The sequence below is a fragment of the Paracoccus solventivorans genome (assembly GCF_900142875.1).
In the GTDB taxonomy this organism is placed as follows: Bacteria; Pseudomonadota; Alphaproteobacteria; order Rhodobacterales; family Rhodobacteraceae; genus Paracoccus; species Paracoccus solventivorans.
Genome location: NZ_FRCK01000012.1, coordinates 73,114 through 91,361 on the forward strand (window position 1 = coordinate 73,114; position 18,248 = coordinate 91,361).

Annotated in this window: 15 protein-coding genes and 1 tRNA gene; all 16 read right to left on the minus strand. The window is 66.7% G+C overall.

Annotated features, from left to right (window positions below; genetic code table 11):
• Nucleotides 1-216: 216 nt before the first annotated feature.
• Nucleotides 217-4,431, minus strand: a complete 4,215-nt coding sequence (gene rpoC / locus BUB57_RS14740; protein WP_073068386.1) for a DNA-directed RNA polymerase subunit beta' — start codon at nucleotides 4,429-4,431, stop codon at nucleotides 217-219.
• 88 nt (nucleotides 4,432-4,519) lie between these two features.
• On the minus strand, nucleotides 4,520-8,665 hold the full coding sequence (gene rpoB / locus BUB57_RS14745) for a DNA-directed RNA polymerase subunit beta (RefSeq protein ID WP_073068388.1): 4,146 nt from the start codon (nucleotides 8,663-8,665) through the stop codon (nucleotides 4,520-4,522).
• Nucleotides 8,666-8,930: 265 nt separating this feature from the next.
• Nucleotides 8,931-9,305, minus strand: coding sequence for a 50S ribosomal protein L7/L12 (gene rplL / locus BUB57_RS14750; RefSeq protein WP_073068390.1), 375 nt, complete (start codon nucleotides 9,303-9,305; stop codon nucleotides 8,931-8,933).
• 67 nt (nucleotides 9,306-9,372) lie between these two features.
• Complete coding sequence (gene rplJ / locus BUB57_RS14755; protein WP_073068392.1) at nucleotides 9,373-9,888, minus strand: 50S ribosomal protein L10; 516 nt, start codon at nucleotides 9,886-9,888, stop codon at nucleotides 9,373-9,375.
• Between the two features lie 333 nt (nucleotides 9,889-10,221).
• On the minus strand, nucleotides 10,222-10,923 hold the full coding sequence (gene rplA / locus BUB57_RS14760; protein WP_073068394.1) for a 50S ribosomal protein L1: 702 nt from the start codon (nucleotides 10,921-10,923) through the stop codon (nucleotides 10,222-10,224).
• Between the two features lie 5 nt (nucleotides 10,924-10,928).
• Nucleotides 10,929-11,381, minus strand: coding sequence for a 50S ribosomal protein L11 (gene rplK, locus BUB57_RS14765; RefSeq protein WP_073068397.1), 453 nt, complete (start codon nucleotides 11,379-11,381; stop codon nucleotides 10,929-10,931).
• Between the two features lie 94 nt (nucleotides 11,382-11,475).
• The gene (nusG, locus tag BUB57_RS14770; RefSeq protein ID WP_073068399.1) at nucleotides 11,476-12,015 is read right to left on the minus strand and encodes a transcription termination/antitermination protein NusG; all 540 of its coding nucleotides are present in this window, start codon (nucleotides 12,013-12,015) and stop codon (nucleotides 11,476-11,478) included.
• Between the two features lie 177 nt (nucleotides 12,016-12,192).
• Nucleotides 12,193-12,384, minus strand: coding sequence for a preprotein translocase subunit SecE (secE, locus tag BUB57_RS14775; protein WP_073068401.1), 192 nt, complete (start codon nucleotides 12,382-12,384; stop codon nucleotides 12,193-12,195).
• Between the two features lie 79 nt (nucleotides 12,385-12,463).
• Complete coding sequence (locus BUB57_RS14780; protein ID WP_073068403.1) at nucleotides 12,464-12,892, minus strand: RrF2 family transcriptional regulator; 429 nt, start codon at nucleotides 12,890-12,892, stop codon at nucleotides 12,464-12,466.
• A 46-nt stretch (nucleotides 12,893-12,938) separates the two neighbouring features.
• The gene (locus tag BUB57_RS14785; RefSeq protein ID WP_073068405.1) at nucleotides 12,939-13,817 is read right to left on the minus strand and encodes a hypothetical protein; all 879 of its coding nucleotides are present in this window, start codon (nucleotides 13,815-13,817) and stop codon (nucleotides 12,939-12,941) included.
• A gap of 28 nt (nucleotides 13,818-13,845) precedes the next feature.
• A tRNA-Trp gene (locus BUB57_RS14790) sits at nucleotides 13,846-13,921 on the minus strand.
• Nucleotides 13,922-14,164: 243 nt separating this feature from the next.
• Complete coding sequence (locus BUB57_RS14795) at nucleotides 14,165-16,018, minus strand: ABC transporter ATP-binding protein (RefSeq protein WP_073068407.1); 1,854 nt, start codon at nucleotides 16,016-16,018, stop codon at nucleotides 14,165-14,167.
• 41 nt (nucleotides 16,019-16,059) lie between these two features.
• Nucleotides 16,060-16,713 (minus strand): CatB-related O-acetyltransferase, encoded by a 654-nt coding sequence (locus tag BUB57_RS14800; RefSeq protein WP_084732190.1) that lies wholly within the window; start codon nucleotides 16,711-16,713, stop codon nucleotides 16,060-16,062.
• 3 nt (nucleotides 16,714-16,716) lie between these two features.
• Complete coding sequence (locus BUB57_RS14805) at nucleotides 16,717-17,142, minus strand: HIT family protein (RefSeq protein ID WP_073068408.1); 426 nt, start codon at nucleotides 17,140-17,142, stop codon at nucleotides 16,717-16,719.
• Nucleotides 17,143-17,283: 141 nt separating this feature from the next.
• Nucleotides 17,284-17,916, minus strand: coding sequence for a hypothetical protein (locus tag BUB57_RS14810; protein ID WP_073068410.1), 633 nt, complete (start codon nucleotides 17,914-17,916; stop codon nucleotides 17,284-17,286).
• A gap of 86 nt (nucleotides 17,917-18,002) precedes the next feature.
• On the minus strand, nucleotides 18,003-18,248 hold a 246-nt coding region (locus tag BUB57_RS14815), incomplete at its 5' end, for an EF-Tu C-terminal domain-related protein (protein ID WP_456319945.1).

Consider the following 18,248-nt stretch of genomic DNA (forward strand, 5'->3'; position numbering starts at 1 on the left):
GCGTGCCGCTGCGGGATGTGTGGATGCAGGCGGGGCCGGGCTGCATCGTCTCTTGCATGGCGCTTCAGGGGTTGAGGTTTCACCGGCCTTTGCACCGCACAAGCCCGCCTGCCCCTCGCCGCTTCGTGCCCTTCTTGCCTCCCGCCCCGAAAATGCGAAAGGCCCGGCGATTGCCGGGCCTTTGCCTGTTCATCCGGGCCGCGCGGGCCCGAGGGGTCACTCGTCCGAGGGGGCGGCGTCCGCCTCGGCGGCCGGCTCCGGGGCGGCCAATGCGGCAGCAGCCTCGGCCTCGGCGCGGCGCATCTCGATCACCTCGGCGTCGCGGTCCTCGGCGATGCGGCGGATGCGGGCGCTGGCGCCGCCGGTCCCGGCCGGGATCAGCCGGCCGACGATGACGTTTTCCTTGAGCCCGACCAGCCGGTCGCGCTTGCCCTGCACCGCGGCCTCGGTCAGCACCCGCGTGGTTTCCTGGAACGACGCGGCCGAGATGAAGCTGCGGGTCTGCAAGCTGGCCTTGGTGATGCCCAGCAGCACCGGCTCGCCCTGCGCCGGACGGCCGCCGCGCGCCTCGATCTTGGCGTTTTCCTCGACGAACTCGTCGCGGTCCACATGCTCGCCCTTCAGCAGGGTGGTGTCGCCGGAATCGAGGATCTCGATCTTCTGCAGCATCTGGCGGACGATCACCTCGATGTGCTTGTCGTTGATCTTCACGCCCTGCAGCCGGTAGACGTCCTGAACCTCGTCGATCAGGTAGTCGGCCAGCGCCTCGATCCCCATGATCCGCAGGATGTCATGCGGCGCGGGGTTCCCGTCCATGATATAGTCGCCCCGCTGCACGAAGTCGCCTTCCTGCACCGGGATGTGCTTGCCCTTGGGCACCATGTATTCGACGGGTTCCAGGTCCTCGTTGGTCGGCTGCACGATGATCCGGCGCTTGTTCTTGTAGTCCTTGCCGAACTTCACCGTGCCGTCGATTTCCGCGATGATCGCGTGGTCCTTGGGACGGCGCGCCTCGAACAGTTCCGCCACGCGGGGCAGACCCCCGGTGATGTCCTTGGTGCGCGCGCCCTCGCGCGGGATCCGCGCCACCACGTCGCCGGCCCGGACCTCCTGCCCGTCCTCGACCGACAGGATCGCGTCGACCGACATCGGATAGGAAAGCGGGTTGCCCTGCTCGTTGCGCACCGGCTCGCCGTCGGCGCCCATCAGGATGATCTCGGGCTTGAGATCGGCGCTGCGGCTGGTCGAGCGCCAGTCGGTCACGATCTTCTGGGTCATGCCGGTGGCCTCGTCGGTGTCCTCACGGACCGACAGGCCGGACAGCAGGTCCACGAACCGCGCCGTCCCCGCCTGTTCGGCGATGATCGGCAGGGTGTAGGGGTCCCATTCGAACAGCTTCTGCCCGCGGGTCACCGCATCGCCGTCGCGCACCATCAGCTTGGAGCCGTAGTACAGCTTGTGGCTGGCCAGCGCGGTGCCGTGCTCGTTCAGGACGTGCAGCTGCATCGAGCGGCTCATCACGATCAGCTCGCCATTGGCGTTTTCCAGAACGGCAGTGTTTTCGAACTGCACCGTGCCTTCCTGGTTGGCCGCGATGAAGGACTGCTGCCCGCCCTGCGCGATGCCGCCGATGTGGAAGGTCCGCATCGTCAGCTGGGTCCCGGGTTCGCCGATCGACTGCGCGGCGATGATGCCCACCGCCTCGCCGATATTGACCAGCGTGCCGCGGGCCAGGTCGCGGCCGTAGCACAGCGCGCAGACGCCGTCCTCGGCCTCGCAGGTCAGCGCCGAGCGGATGCGCACGGTCTGCACGCCCGCCGTCTCGATCGCGTCGGCCTTGCGTTCGTCGATCAGCTCGTTCTGGCGGACCATCACCTCGTCGCTGCCGGGAACCAGCACGTCCTCGGCCGCGACGCGGCCCAGGATGCGTTCCGACAGCGGCGAGATCACCTCGCCGTCGTTGATCGCCGCCGCCGCCGTGATCGCCGCATCGGTGCCGCAGTCGTGTTCGCGGATGATGCAGTCCTGCGCCACGTCGACCAGACGCCGGGTCAGGTAGCCCGAGTTCGCGGTCTTCAGCGCGGTGTCCGACAGGCCTTTCCGAGCGCCGTGGGTCGAGTTGAAGTATTCAAGAACGGTCAGGCCTTCCTTGAAGTTCGAGATGATCGGCGTCTCGATGATCTCGCCCGAGGGCTTGGCCATCAGGCCGCGCATCCCCCCCAGCTGCTTCATCTGGCTGACCGAGCCCCGGGCGCCCGAGTGCGCCATCATGTAGACGCTGTTGGGTTCGGCCTCGGCGCCGTTCTCATCCTGGCGCGGGGCCGAGATGGTGTTCATCATCGCCTCGGTCACGCGGTCGTTGCACTTCGACCACGCGTCCACGACCTTGTTGTATTTCTCGCCCTGGGTGATCAGCCCGTCGAGATACTGCTGCTCGAACTCCTTCACCTGGTCCTGGACCTCGGCGACGATGTCCCATTTGTTGTCCGGGACCACCATGTCGTCCTTGCCGAAGCTGATGCCGGCCTTGAACGCCTCGCGGAAGCCCATGCCCATGATCTGGTCGCAGAAGATCACCGATTCCTTCTGCCCGCAGTAGCGGTAGACGGTGTCGATGACGTTCTGGACGTCCTTCTTGCGCAGCAGGCGGTTGACCAGCTCGAACGGCGCCTTGGCGTTGCGGGGCAGCAGCGCGCCCAGCCGGACCCGGCCGGGGGTGGTCTCGTAGCGCTTGATGACCTCGTTGCCGTCCTCGTCGATCTGCGGCAGGCGGCAGATGATCGAGGCGTGCAGATGCACCTCGCCCGCGGCCAGCGCGTGCTCGACCTCATCGACGGAACCGAAGGCCATGCCCTCGCCCTTCATGCCGTCGCGCTGCATGGTGGCATAGTAGAGCCCCAGCACCATGTCCTGCGACGGCACGATGATCGGCGCGCCGTTGGCGGGCGACAGCACGTTGTTCGTGGACATCATCAGGACACGCGCTTCCAGCTGCGCCTCGAGGCTCAGCGGCACGTGCACGGCCATCTGGTCGCCGTCGAAGTCGGCGTTGAAGGCCGAGCAGACCAGCGGGTGCAGCTGGATCGCCTTGCCCTCGATCAGGATCGGCTCGAACGCCTGGATGCCCAGGCGGTGCAGGGTGGGCGCCCGGTTCAGCAGCACCGGGTGTTCGCGGATCACCTCATCCAGGATGTCCCAGACCTCGGGGCGTTCCTTTTCCACCAGCTTCTTGGACTGCTTGACGGTGGTCGAATAGCCCTGCGCCTGCAGCTTGGAATAGATGAACGGCTTGAACAGCTCGAGCGCCATCTTCTTGGGCAGCCCGCACTGGTGCAGTTTCAGCTCAGGCCCGGTCACGATGACCGAGCGGCCCGAAAAGTCCACGCGCTTGCCCAGCAGGTTCTGCCGGAACCGGCCCTGCTTGCCTTTCAGCATGTCGGACAGCGATTTCAGCGGGCGCTTGTTGTTGCCGGTGATCACGCGGCCGCGGCGGCCGTTGTCGAACAGCGCATCGACCGATTCCTGCAGCATCCGCTTTTCGTTGCGCACGATGATGTCGGGCGCGCGCAGCTCGATCAGCCGCTTGAGGCGGTTGTTGCGGTTGATGACCCGGCGATAGAGGTCGTTCAGGTCCGAGGTCGCAAACCGGCCCCCGTCCAGCGGCACCAGCGGGCGCAGTTCCGGCGGGATCACCGGAATCACGGTCATCACCATCCATTCCGGGCGGTTGCCGGATTCCAGGAAGCTTTCGACGATCTTCAGCCGCTTGATGATCTTTTTCGGCTTCAGCTCGCCGGTCGCCTCTTTCAGCTCGTCGCGCAGCTGGTCGGCGGTGGCCTGCAGGTCGATCGCCGACAGCATCTCGCGGATCGCCTCGGCGCCGATGTTGGCGGTAAAGGCGTCGGCGCCGAACTGGTCCTGCGCGTCGAGGTATTCTTCCTCGGTCAGCAGCTGGCCATAGGTCAGGTCGGTCAGCCCCGGCTCGATGACGACGTAGTTCTCAAAATAGAGGATCCGTTCCAGATCGCGCAGCGTCATGTCCAGCATCAGGCCGATGCGCGAGGGCAGCGACTTGAGGAACCAGATATGCGCGACCGGGGCGGCCAGCTCGATATGGCCCATGCGCTCGCGCCGGACCTTCTGCAGCGTCACCTCGACGCCGCATTTCTCGCAGACGAGGCCGCGATACTTCATGCGCTTGTACTTGCCGCACAGGCATTCGTAGTCCTTGATCGGGCCGAAGATGCGCGCGCAGAACAGGCCGTCACGTTCCGGCTTGAACGTGCGGTAGTTGATGGTTTCGGGCTTCTTCACCTCGCCGAAGGACCAGGCGAGGATTTCCTCGGGCGAGGCGAGCGAGATGCGGATCTCGTCGAACTGCCGCGCCGGGGCGATCGGGTTGAAGGGATTGTTGGCGAGTTCCTGGTTCATCTGAATACCTTGTGAGTGGCGCGGATGGGGGAAGGTGCGTGGGGACCACGCACCCTACGGGCGGCAGGGTGCGTGGTTGCGCGCAGCGTTATTCCCCGTCCTCCGCATCCAGGAGTTCCATGTTGAGGCCCAGACCCCGGACCTCCTTGACCAGCACGTTGAACGATTCCGGCACGCCGGCCTCGAAGTTGTCTTCGCCCTTGACGATGCTTTCGTAGACCTTGGTCCGCCCGGCCACGTCGTCCGACTTGACCGTCAGCATTTCCTGCAGGGTGTAGGCGGCGCCATAGGCTTCCAGCGCCCAGACCTCCATCTCACCCAGACGCTGGCCGCCGAACTGCGCCTTGCCGCCCAGCGGCTGCTGGGTCACCAGGCTGTAGGGACCGGTCGAGCGCGCGTGCATCTTGTCGTCGACAAGGTGGTGCAGCTTCAGGACATACTTCACGCCCACGGTGACCGGACGCGCGAACTGCTCGCCGGTGCGGCCGTCGAAGACGATCGACTGCCCCGAGGTGTCAAAGCCCGCCCGCCGCAGCGCGTCGTTCACGTCGCCTTCCTTGGCGCCGTCAAACACCGGAGTCGCGACCGGCACGCCCTCGCGGACATGCTCGGCACATTCGATCAGATCGGCGTCGTCGCGGCCGGCGAACTCTTCCTCATAGGTCGCGTCGCCGTAGCCGTTCTTCATCGCCTCGCGCACCGGGGTCATGTCGCCATTCTGCCGGTACTGCTGCAGCGCCTCGTCGATCTTGATGCCCAGACCGCGCGCGGCCCAGCCCATGTGGGTTTCCAGGATCTGCCCGACGTTCATCCGCGAGGGGACGCCCAGCGGGTTGAACACCAGGTCGACCGGGGTGCCGTCGGCCAGGAAGGGCATGTCCTCCATCGGGACGACCTTGGACACCACGCCCTTGTTGCCGTGGCGCCCGGCCATCTTGTCGCCGGCCTGCAGCTTGCGTTTGACCGCGACGAACACCTTGACCATCTTCATCACGCCCGGAGGCAGGTCGTCGCCCTGGCGGACCTTTTCGACCTTGTCCTCGAACCGTGCGTCCAGCGCCTTTTTCTGGACGTTGAACTGGTCCTGCAGCGCCTCGACCTCGCGGGCGGTGTCCTCGTCGGCGATGGCCAGCTGGAACCACTGGCCGCGCGACAGGCTGTCCAGAAGGTCCTGCGTGACCTCGCTGCCCGCCTTGATGCCCTTGGGGCCTTTCACGGCGGTCTTGCCCATGATCAGCGATTTCAGGCGCGCGTAGATGTTGCGTTCCAGAATCGCCAGCTCGTCGTCGCGGTCGCGGGCCAGGCCCTCGATCTCCTCGCGCTCGATCTGCAGGGCGCGTTCGTCCTTGTCGACGCCGTGGCGGTTGAACACCCGCACCTCGACCACGGTGCCATAGGCCCCCGGCGGCAGCCGCAGCGAGGTGTCGCGCACGTCGCTGGCCTTTTCGCCGAAGATGGCGCGCAGCAGCTTTTCCTCGGGCGTCATCGGGCTTTCGCCCTTGGGGGTGATCTTGCCCACCAGGATGTCGCCCGGGCCGACCTCGGCGCCGATATAGACGATGCCGGCTTCATCCAGGTTGCGCAGGGCTTCCTCGCCCACGTTCGGGATGTCGCGGGTGATCTCTTCCGGGCCCAGCTTGGTGTCGCGCGCCGCAACCTCGTATTCGTCGATATGGATCGAGGTGAACACGTCGTCGCGGTGGATCCGCTCGGAAATCAGGATCGAGTCTTCGTAGTTGTAGCCGTTCCACGGCATGAAGGCGACGACCACGTTCCGGCCGATGGCCAGCTCGCCCTGGTCGGTCGAGGGACCGTCAGCGATCACCTGGCCCTTCATCACCCGGTCGCCGACCTTGACCAGCGGCCGCTGGTTGATGGTCGAGGACTGGTTCGAGCGCTTGAACTTGCGCAGCCGGTAGATGTCGACGCCGGCATCGCCCGCGCCCAGATCCTCTGTGGCGCGCACGACGATGCGGCTGGCATCCACCTGGTCGATCACGCCACCGCGCCGCGCCATGATGGCGGCGCCGGAATCGCGGGCGACGGTGGCCTCCATCCCGGTGCCGACGAAGGGCGCCTCGGCCTTCAGCAGCGGCACCGCCTGCCGCTGCATGTTCGAGCCCATCAGCGCGCGGTTGGCGTCGTCGTTTTCAAGGAAGGGAATCAGCGCCGCAGCGACCGACACCAGCTGTTTCGGCGACACGTCGATCAGGTCGATGGCATCGACCGGGTTCAGGGTGAAATCGCCCGCTTGACGGGTCGAGATCAGCTCCTGCGTGAAGCGGCCATCCTCGTCCAGCTCGGCGTTGGCCTGCGCGACGGTGTGGCGCATTTCCTCGGTCGCGGACATGTAGACGACATCATCGGTGACCTGCCCGTCGATCACCTTGCGGTACGGGGTCTCGATGAAGCCGTATTTGTTCACGCGGGCGAAGGTTGCCAGCGAGTTGATCAGGCCGATGTTCTGGCCTTCGGGCGTCTCGATCGGGCACATGCGGCCGTAGTGGGTCGGGTGCACGTCGCGGACCTCGAAGCCGGCGCGTTCTCGGGTCAGACCGCCCGGCCCCAGCGCCGACAGGCGGCGCTTGTGGGTCACTTCGGACAGCGGGTTGGTCTGGTCCATGAACTGCGACAACTGCGAGCTGCCGAAGAATTCGCGCACCGCCGCCGCTGCCGGCTTGGCGTTGATCAGGTCCTGCGGCATCACGGTGTCGATCTCGACGCCGGACATGCGCTCGCGGATCGCGCGCTCCATGCGCAGCAGGCCGATGCGGTACTGGTTCTCCATCAGCTCGCCGACCGAGCGCACCCGGCGGTTGCCCAGATGGTCGATGTCGTCGATCTCGCCCTTGCCGTCGCGCAGCTCGACCAGACCGCGGACACAGGCCACGATGTCTTCCGGGCGCAGGGTGCGCTGGGTGTCGGGCGCGTCCAGGTCCAGGCGCATGTTCATCTTGACCCGGCCCACGGCCGACAGGTCGTAGCGCTCGGAATCAAAGAACAGATTGTTGAACAGCACGCTCGCCGCCTCGACGGTCGGCGGCTCGCCCGGGCGCATCACCCGGTAGATGTCCATCAGCGCGCCGTCGCGGTTCATGTTCTTGTCGGCGGCCATGGTGTTGCGGATATAGGGGCCGACGTTCACATGGTCGATGTCGAGCACCGGGATCTCGGTGATCCCGTTATCCAGCAGCGACTTGAGCAGCCCGCCCGACAGCTCGTCGTCCTTGTATTCGGCGGTGATCTCGTCGCCGGCCTCGGCGTAGATCAGGCCGGTGTCCTCGTTGACGAGGTCGCGGGCGACGAAGCGGCCGACGATGCGCTCGAACGGGACCAGCAGGTTCGCGACCTCGCCCGTTTCCAGCAGCTTCTTGACCAGGCGCGGGGTCACCTTGTCGCCGGCCTTGGTGATCACCTCGCCGGTGTCGGCGTTGACCAGGTCATAGGACGGGCGGGTGCCGCGCACGCGCTCGGGGAAGAAGCGCGTGACCCAGCCCTCGGCGCCCTTCTTGCCGGACTGCAGCTTGTAGTCGACGGTTTCATAGAACGCCGACATGATCGCGTCCTGGTCCATGCCCAGCGCGTAAAGCAGCGTGGTCACCGGCAGCTTGCGCCGGCGGTCGATGCGCGCGAACACCAGGTCCTTGGCGTCGAACTCGAAATCCAGCCAGGAACCGCGATAGGGGATGATGCGGCAGGCGAACAGCAGCTTGCCCGAGCTGTGGGTCTTGCCGCGGTCGTGGTCGAAGAACACGCCGGGGCTGCGGTGCATCTGGCTGACGACCACCCGCTCGGTCCCGTTCACGATGAACGTACCGTTCTGGGTCATGAGCGGCATGTCGCCCATGTAGACATCCTGTTCCTTGATGTCCTTGACCGCGCGGGTGCCCGAGTTCTCATCGACGTCAAACACGATCAGACGCAGCGTCACTTTCAGCGGCGCGGCATAAGTCATGTCGCGCTGCTGGCATTCCTCGACGTCGTATTTCGGCTTTTCCAGCTCGTATTTCACGAATTCCAGCGTCGCGGTTTCGTTGAAGTCCTTGATCGGGAACACCGACTGGAACACGCCCTGGATACCTTCGCCGTCCCGGTGGCCCTGGCCGTCGCCCGAGGCGAGGAACAGGTCGTAGGAGGATTTCTGAACCTCGATGAGGTTCGGCATTTCAAGAACTTCGCGGATATTGCCGTAATAGCGCCGGATGCGCTTCTGGCCGACGTAGGATTGCGCCATGGAGGTAATCGCCTTTCGTCATCGCGCGGCGGATCGTCGGGGCCCGACCTGCGGCACGCATACGAACATCAGGGGTGCAGCTCCATTCGTGCCGCGCGTCCCACCGCACAGCTCCCGAACCGCAAACTCGCCCTGAAGGAGACTCGTCCCAGATAGGGTCGCACCAAGTGTCCTTCAAGACGGGTTCGGCAGGGACCGGAAAAACCCCGGACCCTGCCCTTTCCATGCGGCCACCGATGGCGGACCGCCCGACCTCGCGGCCGGATTACTTCAGTTCGACCTTGGCGCCGGCAGCTTCCAGCTTGGTCTTCATTTCTTCGGCTTCGGCCTTGGCCGCGCCTTCCTTGACCTTGCCGCCAGCTTCCACCAGGTCCTTGGCTTCTTTCAGGCCCAGGCCGGTGATCGCGCGCACTTCCTTGATCACGTTGATCTTGTTGGCGCCGGCGTCGGTCAGCACGACGTCGAACTCGGTCTTTTCTTCGGCGGCTTCCGCCGGGCCGGCGGCCGGGCCAGCCATCATCACGGCGCCGCCGGCGGCGGGCTCGATGCCGTATTCGTCTTTCAGGATCGTCTTCAGCTCCTGCGCTTCCAGCAGGGTCAGGTTGACGATTTGTTCGGCGAGTTGCTTAAGATCAGCCATTTTTCCGTTCTTTCCAGAATGTTGTTCCAACGTCGCGGCTTATGCGGCCTGACGGGAAGGGATTGCCTCAGGCAGCCTCGCGCTCTTCGAGCGTCGAAAGGATACCCGCGATGTTGCTGGCAGGCGCGCCGATCGCACCGGCGATGTTGCTGGCAGGGGCACCGATGCAGGACACGATCGAGGCGATAAGCTCCTCGCGCGACGGCATCTGGGCCACGGCTTTCACACCGGCCGGATCCAGAGCGTTCTCGCCCATGGCGCCGCCAAGGATCACGAACTTGTCATTCGTCTTGGCATAGGCGTCCGCGACCTTGGCCGCAGCCACGGGGTCTTCGGAAAAGGCGAGAACGGTCATCCCCGTCAGGTAATCGGCGATCGAAGCCGCCGGCTTTCCTTCAAGGGCGATCTTGGCGAGCCTGTTCTTGGCAACGCGGACTGCACCCCCGGCTTCGCGCATCTGCGCGCGCAGGGCCTGCATCTCGGCAACCGTCATCCCCTCGTAGCGGGCAACCACCACGACGCCAGAGCTTTCAAAGATCTGGCCGAGTTCCTCGACCACCTGTTCTTTTTGGGCTCTATCCACGGTTCACTCCACGTTGGGGGTTTCCCCCCGGCTCACTTGTCCCGGCCGCTTTCGGGCGGCAGGGGCGGGTCCTTGGGCGATGGACCCGAGAGCGCCCCAAAGGTGGAACCTTTGCGGAAAAATCTCGACTTCCATCTCGGGAAGGACTTAACGGCGTTCACGCGCCAGCCCTCCGTCTCGGACAGGAACAGGGCAGCCGCGAATCGCGACTGCGCCTGAAGCGCCCTAGCTAGCGCGACAGCGGCCCGGGCGCAAGCGGGCAGCGCAGCAGGGGCGGAATGCAAGACGCCCCGGCACGGCGGCCGGGGCGCTTTGTTCAGGCCGGGGCCGGGCTCAGCCCTGCGCGGTGGCCGAGGTCAGGTCCAGCGACACGCCCGGACCCATCGTCGAGCTGATCGAGACCTTTTTCAGATAGGTGCCCTTGGCGCCCGAGGGCTTCGCCCGGTTCACCGCATCGACAAAGGCGCGGATGTTTTCCGCCAGCTTTTCCGGCTCGAACGAGATCTTGCCGACGCCGGCGTGGACCACGCCCGCCTTTTCGGCCTTGAACTGGACTTCGCCGCCCTTGGCCGCCTCGACCGCGGATTTCACGTCCATGGTCACCGTGCCGACCTTGGGGTTCGGCATCAGGTTGCGCGGGCCCAGGATCTTGCCCAGACGGCCGACCAGCGGCATCATGTCGGGGGTGGCGATGCAGCGGTCAAAGTCGATGTTGCCGGCCTGGATGGATTCCATCAGGTCCTCGGCGCCGACGATCTCTGCCCCGGCGGCCTTGGCCTCGTCGGCCTTGGGACCGCGGGCGAACACGGCGACGCGCACGTCCTTGCCGGTGCCATTGGGCAGGGTCACGACGCCGCGGACCATCTGGTCGGCGTGGCGCGGGTCGACGCCCAGGTTCAGCGCGATTTCCAGCGTCTCGTCGAACTTGGCCGAGGCATTGGCCTTGACCAGCGCCACGGCATCTTCCACCGGCAGGAACGCCTTGCCGGCGAATGCGGCGCGGGCGGCGGCTTTCTTCTTAGCGATCTTTGCCATCTGGATCAGCCCTTCACTTCGATGCCGACGGAACGGGCGGAACCGAGGATGATCTGCATGGCGGCCTCGATGTCGGTGGCCGACAGGTCCTTCATCTTCAGCTCGGCGATCTCGCGCACCTGCTTGGCGGTCACGGTGCCGGCGGTCTGGCGACCGGGCTTTTCCGAACCCTTGGCGCGGTTGCGCTTGCCCTGCGGCTTCAGGCCGGCGGCCTTTTTCAGCAGGAAGGTCGCGGGCGGAGTCTTGGTTTCAAAGGTGAAGGACTTGTCCGCGTAATAGGTGATCACCACCGGAATCGGCGAGCCCTGCTCCATCTCCTGCGTGCGGGCGTTGAACGCCTTGCAGAATTCCATGATGTTGATGCCGCGCTGACCCAGGGCCGGGCCGACGGGCGGGGACGGGGTCGCTTGCCCCGCCTTGATCTGCAGCTTGAGGCTGCCGACGACTTTCTTGGCCATCTGGCCTTCTCCTTATCATCACGCCCCGGGGATTCGGGGCCGACTTAGCGGTGCGGCGCGACCCCTTGCGGTGCCGCAACCTCCCGCGCACAGATCACGAGGTCTTGGCGACCTGCGTGAATTCCAGTTCGACCGGCGTCGGCCGGCCAAAGATCGAGACGGTCACCTTCACCCGGCTGGAAATCTCGTCGACTTCCTCGACCATGCCCGAGAACCCCTCGAACGGGCCGTCGGTGACGTTCACCCGCTCGCCCACCTCGAAGCGGATCAGGTTGCGCGGCGCCACCTCGGCCCCGCCCTGACCCGAGCGGGACAGCATCTCGTTCACCTCGTCGTCGCGCATCGGCATCGGCCGCCCCTGCGAGCCGAGAAAACCGGTGACGCGGTTGATCGAGTTCACCAGGTGATAGGTCTTGTCCGACAGATCCATGTGCACCAGCACATAGCCGGGCATGAAGCGACGCTCGGACGTGACTTTCTTGCCGCGGCGGATCTCGATCACTTCCTCGGTGGGGACGACGACCTCGTCGATCTCGTCCTCAAGGCCCTTTTCGGCCACGGCCTGCCGGATCGCCTCGGCCACCTTCTTTTCGAAGTTGGACAGGACGCTGACCGAATACCACCGCTTTGCCATCGCCTTGATCGTCCCCTGCTTGAATTCTGCGGCGCATGACCGGCCGCGTCGGCCCGAAAACTGAAACGGCGCGCAGACCGAATCGGTGCACGCCGCTACCCGGGCAGGTCGGGGGGACATATCCGCCCACCGGCCGGAATGCAAGCATCGGCAGCCGGCCCGGGGGCCGGCGCCCGCTCAGCCCACGGTGCGCAGGACGGTCGAGACGCCGCTGCGGATCAGCAGGTCGACGACAAAGAAGAACAGGCTGAACAGCCCGGCCATGACGAACACCATGATCGTGGTGGTCACGACCTCGCGCCGCGCGGGCCAGACGATCTTGGCGGCCTCGGCGCGGACCTGGCTGATGAACTGGGCGGGGTTGGTCATGGGCGTCCCTTGCGTTGCAGCCGCCGAAATAAGCCCGGCGCCCCGCAAAGGCAAGTCCGGCCGGGGCAGCGGCCGGGGGCTACAGCGGAAACTCGGGCAGCCGTGACGCCACCGCCTGCGCCAGCGACGTCCCCTCGAGCCGGGCGGCGGTGGCGTCGCGCACCGCGATCAGCACCGGGCGGATCTCGCATTCCTCGACCGAGCGGCAGTCGGGACAGGGGCGGTATTCGGTGCGGCTGGCGCAGGGGGCCAGCGCCAGGGGCCCGTCGATCGCGCGCAGCACCTCGGCAAAGCTGATCTGCGCGGGGTCGCGCGACAGCACATAGCCGCCGCTGGGGCCGCGCTTGCCGACCACCAGCCCGCGCATGCGCAGCTGCGACAGGATCTGTTCCAGGAACTTGCGCGGGATGCTTTCCGACTGCGCGATTTCGGCCGCAGTGGCGCTGGCGCCCCGGCGGGCCAGGAACAGCATCGCGTGCAGCGCGTGGCGGGATTTCTGCGACAGCATGATTCGGCATAGGCCGGACCCGGCCGCGGCGCAAGCGCGCTGGCCCTCAGGGCGACAGCAGCACCACCCCGGGCAGCGCCGCCAGCCGCGCCAGGTCGGCCGCATAGGCCGCGCGGCTGCACGCCACGGTCGCGGCATCGAAGGGTGCCAGCGGCGGCGCCCCGGGCCCGCGCGGGAACAGCGCCTTGGCCTCTTGCGCCAGCTGCGCGATCTCGGCCGCGGGGCGCTGCAACCCCTGCGTCTGCAGATGCTGCCAAGCCGGCTGCGACAGCCCCACCACCGCCGCCTCGGGGTCGCCGGCCTGCGCCGCCAGCGCCTGCGGCAGGAACTGCGCCAGGATGCGCGGGCGCAGGGCGGCGTAATCCTCGTAGCGCCACACCACTAGCCGCGCCACGCCGCGCAGCGACAACAGCCGCCGGGCCAGCCCCGCCCACGACAGGGCGGCGGGGTCGAACCCGGCCAGATAGGCGTCGAGCTCCCGCTCGAACCCGCCCTGCAACTGCATGGAGAACGCCGAGGCCAGCAGCGCCGAGGGCTCGCGCACCGCCAGGCACAGCGTGGCGGGCCGGTGCCGCAGCATCCCCAAGAGCCGCCGCAGCCGCGGCGCCGCATCGGGATAGATCAGATGGCCCGGCCCCATCAGCCCCTCGCGCCGCAGGCTGCCCAGGATGTTTTCCTCGGAGATCACCACCTCGGGCCAGGTCTCGGCGATGCGGTCCAGCCGCCAGCGCAGCCGCCGCCGCTGGCGGCCTTGCGCCACCCCCGCCCCCAGCACCGGCCCCAGTCGGGCCAGCCCGCCGCGCCATTGCTGCGGGCCGCTGTAATGGATTCCCGCCGCCAGCATCGCGGGCGCCAGCGCCTGCAATGTCTGCTGCAGATGAGTGGTGGCGGTCTTGTGCGCGCCCAGATGGATCGTCAGCGCCATGTCGCGCGGTCCCGAAATCCGGCTGGGCTGGCAGGGGCAGAGGGACTCGAACCCCCGACCCTCGGTTTTGGAGACCGATGCTCTACCAACTGAGCTATACCCCTAGGCCGCCGTCCGATTAAGACAGGACGCACGCGCACGCAAGCCGGAAATGCGTGCGCCACGGCGCCGCTGCCTTCATCTTGCCCCAAATATCCTCGCAGGCTTCCGAGCGCCCGGAACAGGAGGCGGATCGGAAAAAAGCCCACAAGGCTGTTGTCCGGCCGGATGATCCGGTGGGACATTTTCAGCGGGAAAGGCCACGGCAATGCCGAGGAAGCGCCGCCCCCGGCCGCAACATCCCGGCCTCAGCCCCCGTCCGTGTCGGTCAGGAACCCGCCCGATTGCCGGTTCCACAGCCGCGCATAAAGCCCCCCCGCCGCCAGCAGCTCGGCATGGGTGCCCTGCTCGGCGATCCGGCCCTCGTCCATCACCACCAGCCGGTCCATCGCCGCGATGGTGGACAGGCGGTGGGCGATGGCGATCACGGTCTTGCCGGCCATCAGCCGTTCCAGTTGCGACTGGATCGCGGCCTCGACCTCGCTGTCGAGCGCGCTTGTCGCCTCGTCCAGCACCAGGATCGGCGCGTCCTTCAGTGCCACCCTTGCGATGGCGATGCGCTGGCGCTGGCCGCCCGACAGCTTGACGCCGCGCTCGCCCACATGCGCGTCCAGCCCCTTGCGCCCCTGCGCATCGGCCAGATGCGGGATGAAGCCGGCGGCCTCGGCCGCCGTGGCCGCGGCCTCGATCTCGGCCCCCGAGGCATCTGGGCGGCCATAGGCGATGTTATCGCGCACCGAGCGGTGCAGCAGCCCCGAATCCTGCGTCACCACCCCGATGGCGGCGCGCAGCGAATCCTGCGTGACCTGCGCGATGTCCTGCCCGTCGATCTCGATCCGCCCCGATTCCACGTCGTGGAAGCGCAGCAGCAGGTTGATCAGCGTGGATTTCCCGGCCCCCGAGCGCCCGACCAGCCCGATCCGCTCGCCCGGCGCGATGTCCAGCGTCAGCCCGTCCAGCACCGCCATCGGCCGCTCACCCGGGGCGGCGTCATAGCGGAAGGTCACGTCGCGGAACCGCACCGCCCCGGCGGTCACCTGCAACGGCTGCGCGCCCGGCGCATCGACCACCATCCGCGGCAGCGCCAGCCCGGCAATGCCGTCGCGCACGGTGCCGATATTCTCGAACAGCGCCGCGAACTCCCACATGATCCAGTGGCTCATGTTGTTCAGCCGCATCGCCAGCGGCACCGCCACCGCCAGCGCCCCCACCTCGATCGCACCGCGGGTCCACAGCCACAGCCCCAGCGCCGCCGTCACCGCGACCAGCACATGGTTGAGCAGGTTCAGCACCATGTCCTGCGCCGCCGACAGCCGCATCTGCCAGTGGACGGTGCCCAGGAACTCGTCCATCGATTCGCGGGCATGGGCTTCCTCGCGGGCGGAATGGCTGAACAGCTTGACCGTGGCGATGTTGGTATAGGCGTCGACGATGCGCCCGGTCATGCCGGCGCGCGCCCCGGCCTGCGCCTCGGCCGCGCGGCCCAGCCGCGGGATCAGCACCCACAGCAGCGCCCCGTAGCCCAGCCCCCAAGCGGCGAACGGCAGCGCCAGCCGCCAGTCCTGCGAGGCCGCCAGCCACAGCGCCCCCGCGAAATAGACCAGCACATAGACCGCCACGTCCATCAGCTTCATCGCGACCTCGCGCACCGCCAGCGCGGTCTGCATCAGCCGCGTGGCGATGCGCCCGGCGAACTCGTCCTGGAAATACCCCATCGACTGGCGCAGCAGATAGCGATGCGCCTGCCAGCGGATGCGCTGCGGGAAATTGCCCAGCAGCGTCTGGTGCATGACCAGCGCGCCCAGGATGTTCAGCGCCGGCAGCACCAGCAGCAGCAGCGCCGCCATGCGCCACAGCCGCGGCCCCTCGACCGCCCAGAACTCGGCCCGCGGGGTGTCGGCCAGCCGGTTCACCAGGTCGCCCAGATAGCCGAACAGCACCACCTCGAGCGCAGCGATCAGCCCCGAGGCCACCGCCAGCAGCACCAGCCACGGCAGCGCGCCCCGCGAATAATGCAGCACGAACCCGGCCAGCGTGCGCGGCGGCATCCGCGGCCTGTCCTGCGGATAGGGATCGAGCCGGCGCTCGAACCAGCTGAACATGGTCGTCCTTTCCGTTGTCCCGTTGCCGCGAACGCGCTGCGTCAGGGGGCGAGTTCCGCCAACGCCGCCACGTCACCCCGCGCCAGCGCCGCCGTCGCCCGTGCGACCTGCGCGGCGGGCCAGTCCCACCACGCCAGCGCCAGCAGCCGCGCCACCGTTCCGGCGTCGAAGCGGTGGCGGATGATGCGTGCCGGGTTGCCGGCGACGACGACATAATCCGGCACCGTCCCGCCGACAACCGCGCCCGCGCCGATGATCACCCCGCTGCCGATCCGCGCGCCCGGCAGGACGGTGGCGCCGTCCCCGATCCACACGTCATGGCCGATCACCGTGTCCGGCAGGCCGGTGATCTGGTCGATGTAATCTCCCACCCGCTGATGGTCGAAGATCGCAAAGGGATAGGTGCTGATCCCCGCCATCGGATGGTTGGCCGATGCGGTGATGATCCGCACCCCGTCCGCGATCTGGCAGAACCGCCCGATCTGCAGCCGCTCGGGCGCGCCGGGGTAGAGATAGGGCGCCAGCCGCGCCGCCCAGTCCTCGGGCGGATCGAAGGTCGAGGCATAGGTGAAATCCCCCACCCGGATATTCGGGTGGTCGATGGCGCGCGCCAGATGCACCAGCCCGCGGTTCACCCGCCCGTCGGGAAACCGCATCGGATGCAGCACCGCGGGGTCGAGGAAGCCGGCCGGCATCCCCTAGTCCCGCGACAGGGCGCGCGCGATCCCCGCCATCTCGTCCGCAGGCAGCATCGGCGGGGTGGTGTAGCCGTCGATCCCCTCGGCCAGGTAGACCTGCGAGGTCACGTCATGGACATGATGCATCGGCACCACATGGGCATGGGCGTGCGGCACGTGGATGCCGGTAAAGAACATCGCCACCCGCTCGACCCCGTAAAGCCGCTTCATCCGCCGCGACAGCATCTGGCTGACCTCCATCACCCGCGCCGCCAGCGGCGCGGGAATGTCCTCGAACCAGACGTGATGCGCCCTGGGAATGACCAGCGCATGACCGGCGCGGATCGGGTGCAGGTCAAGAAAGGCCATCACCTGATCGTCCTCGTGTACGAGATGGGCAGGCAACTCACCCCGCGCGATGCGGCAGAACAGACAGTCGTGGGTCATTGGGGGCCTCCGTTCACGCGCGAGATTGCGGCAAGCGTCGGGCGGGGGCAATGGGTGGCACGCCCGCAGCGAACAATCGTGACAGCAGCTATTCACATCGAGTCAGTCAAGCTCCGGTCAGGTAAACTAACAACGGAAACCCTATGGACCCGGATCCTGGGGCGCCTCGCCAGTTTCTCCCAGAAGCCCGCAGAACAGCTGATTGCACCAATCCCGGCGAGTGTTGAGCAACTCGATATAGCGCTCGCTGCGCCACCCGACCAAATCCTCGCATATCCTCTCTAGGGAAAGAACATCGTAGAAGCCCATTTCTTTCATGACTGCCTCCTGTCCCGCCGGAGTAATGGCTCCCCAGACAAGTATGGCTCCGTCAGTATCCACCACCTTCCCGCCGACATGAACGGTCTGGCCCGGCGCTCTATTCGCAGCATCACGAAATGCTTGGAAAGCCGGCTTCTGATGATGTGCAAGCTGGTCGGCTCTTTCCAGAACGAAGTATCGGAAATTCTGATACTCGATCTCGCATTTCATCTCGCTGACATAGACCCTGCCAGTGGCGCGTTCCCGGAACGTGAAATCCAAGGTGTATCCGCGCAACGCTCCGACAGAACGGACCGTTGGCCGCCCGAGGTTTTCGTAACGCGCCCGTGGATCGTCGGCCCAGATTGAAACGATATTCTCGGAAAATATTCCGAAGAGCCTGGAAAGAAACTTGGCTCGCGCGCCTGCGTGGATTCCAGTCTTCTGGAACAGCCCCCTGAAATATTCGGTCATCTGCGCCTCTGGTCATCAAGAAAAAGCCCGCCCCGTTTCGGGGGCGGGCCTGTGTCGCGGTTCTGGTGGGGCGGTTGCCCCTTGGATCACTCGAGGATCTTGGAGACCACGCCGGCGCCCACCGTGCGGCCGCCTTCGCGGATGGCGAAGCGCAGTTTCTCTTCCATCGCGATCGGGGCGATCAGCTCGACCTCGAACTTCAGGTTGTCGCCCGGCATCACCATCTCGGTGCCTTCCGGCAGCTTCACCGTCCCGGTCACGTCGGTGGTGCGGAAGTAGAACTGCGGCCGGTAGTTGGCGAAGAACGGGGTGTGGCGGCCGCCCTCTTCCTT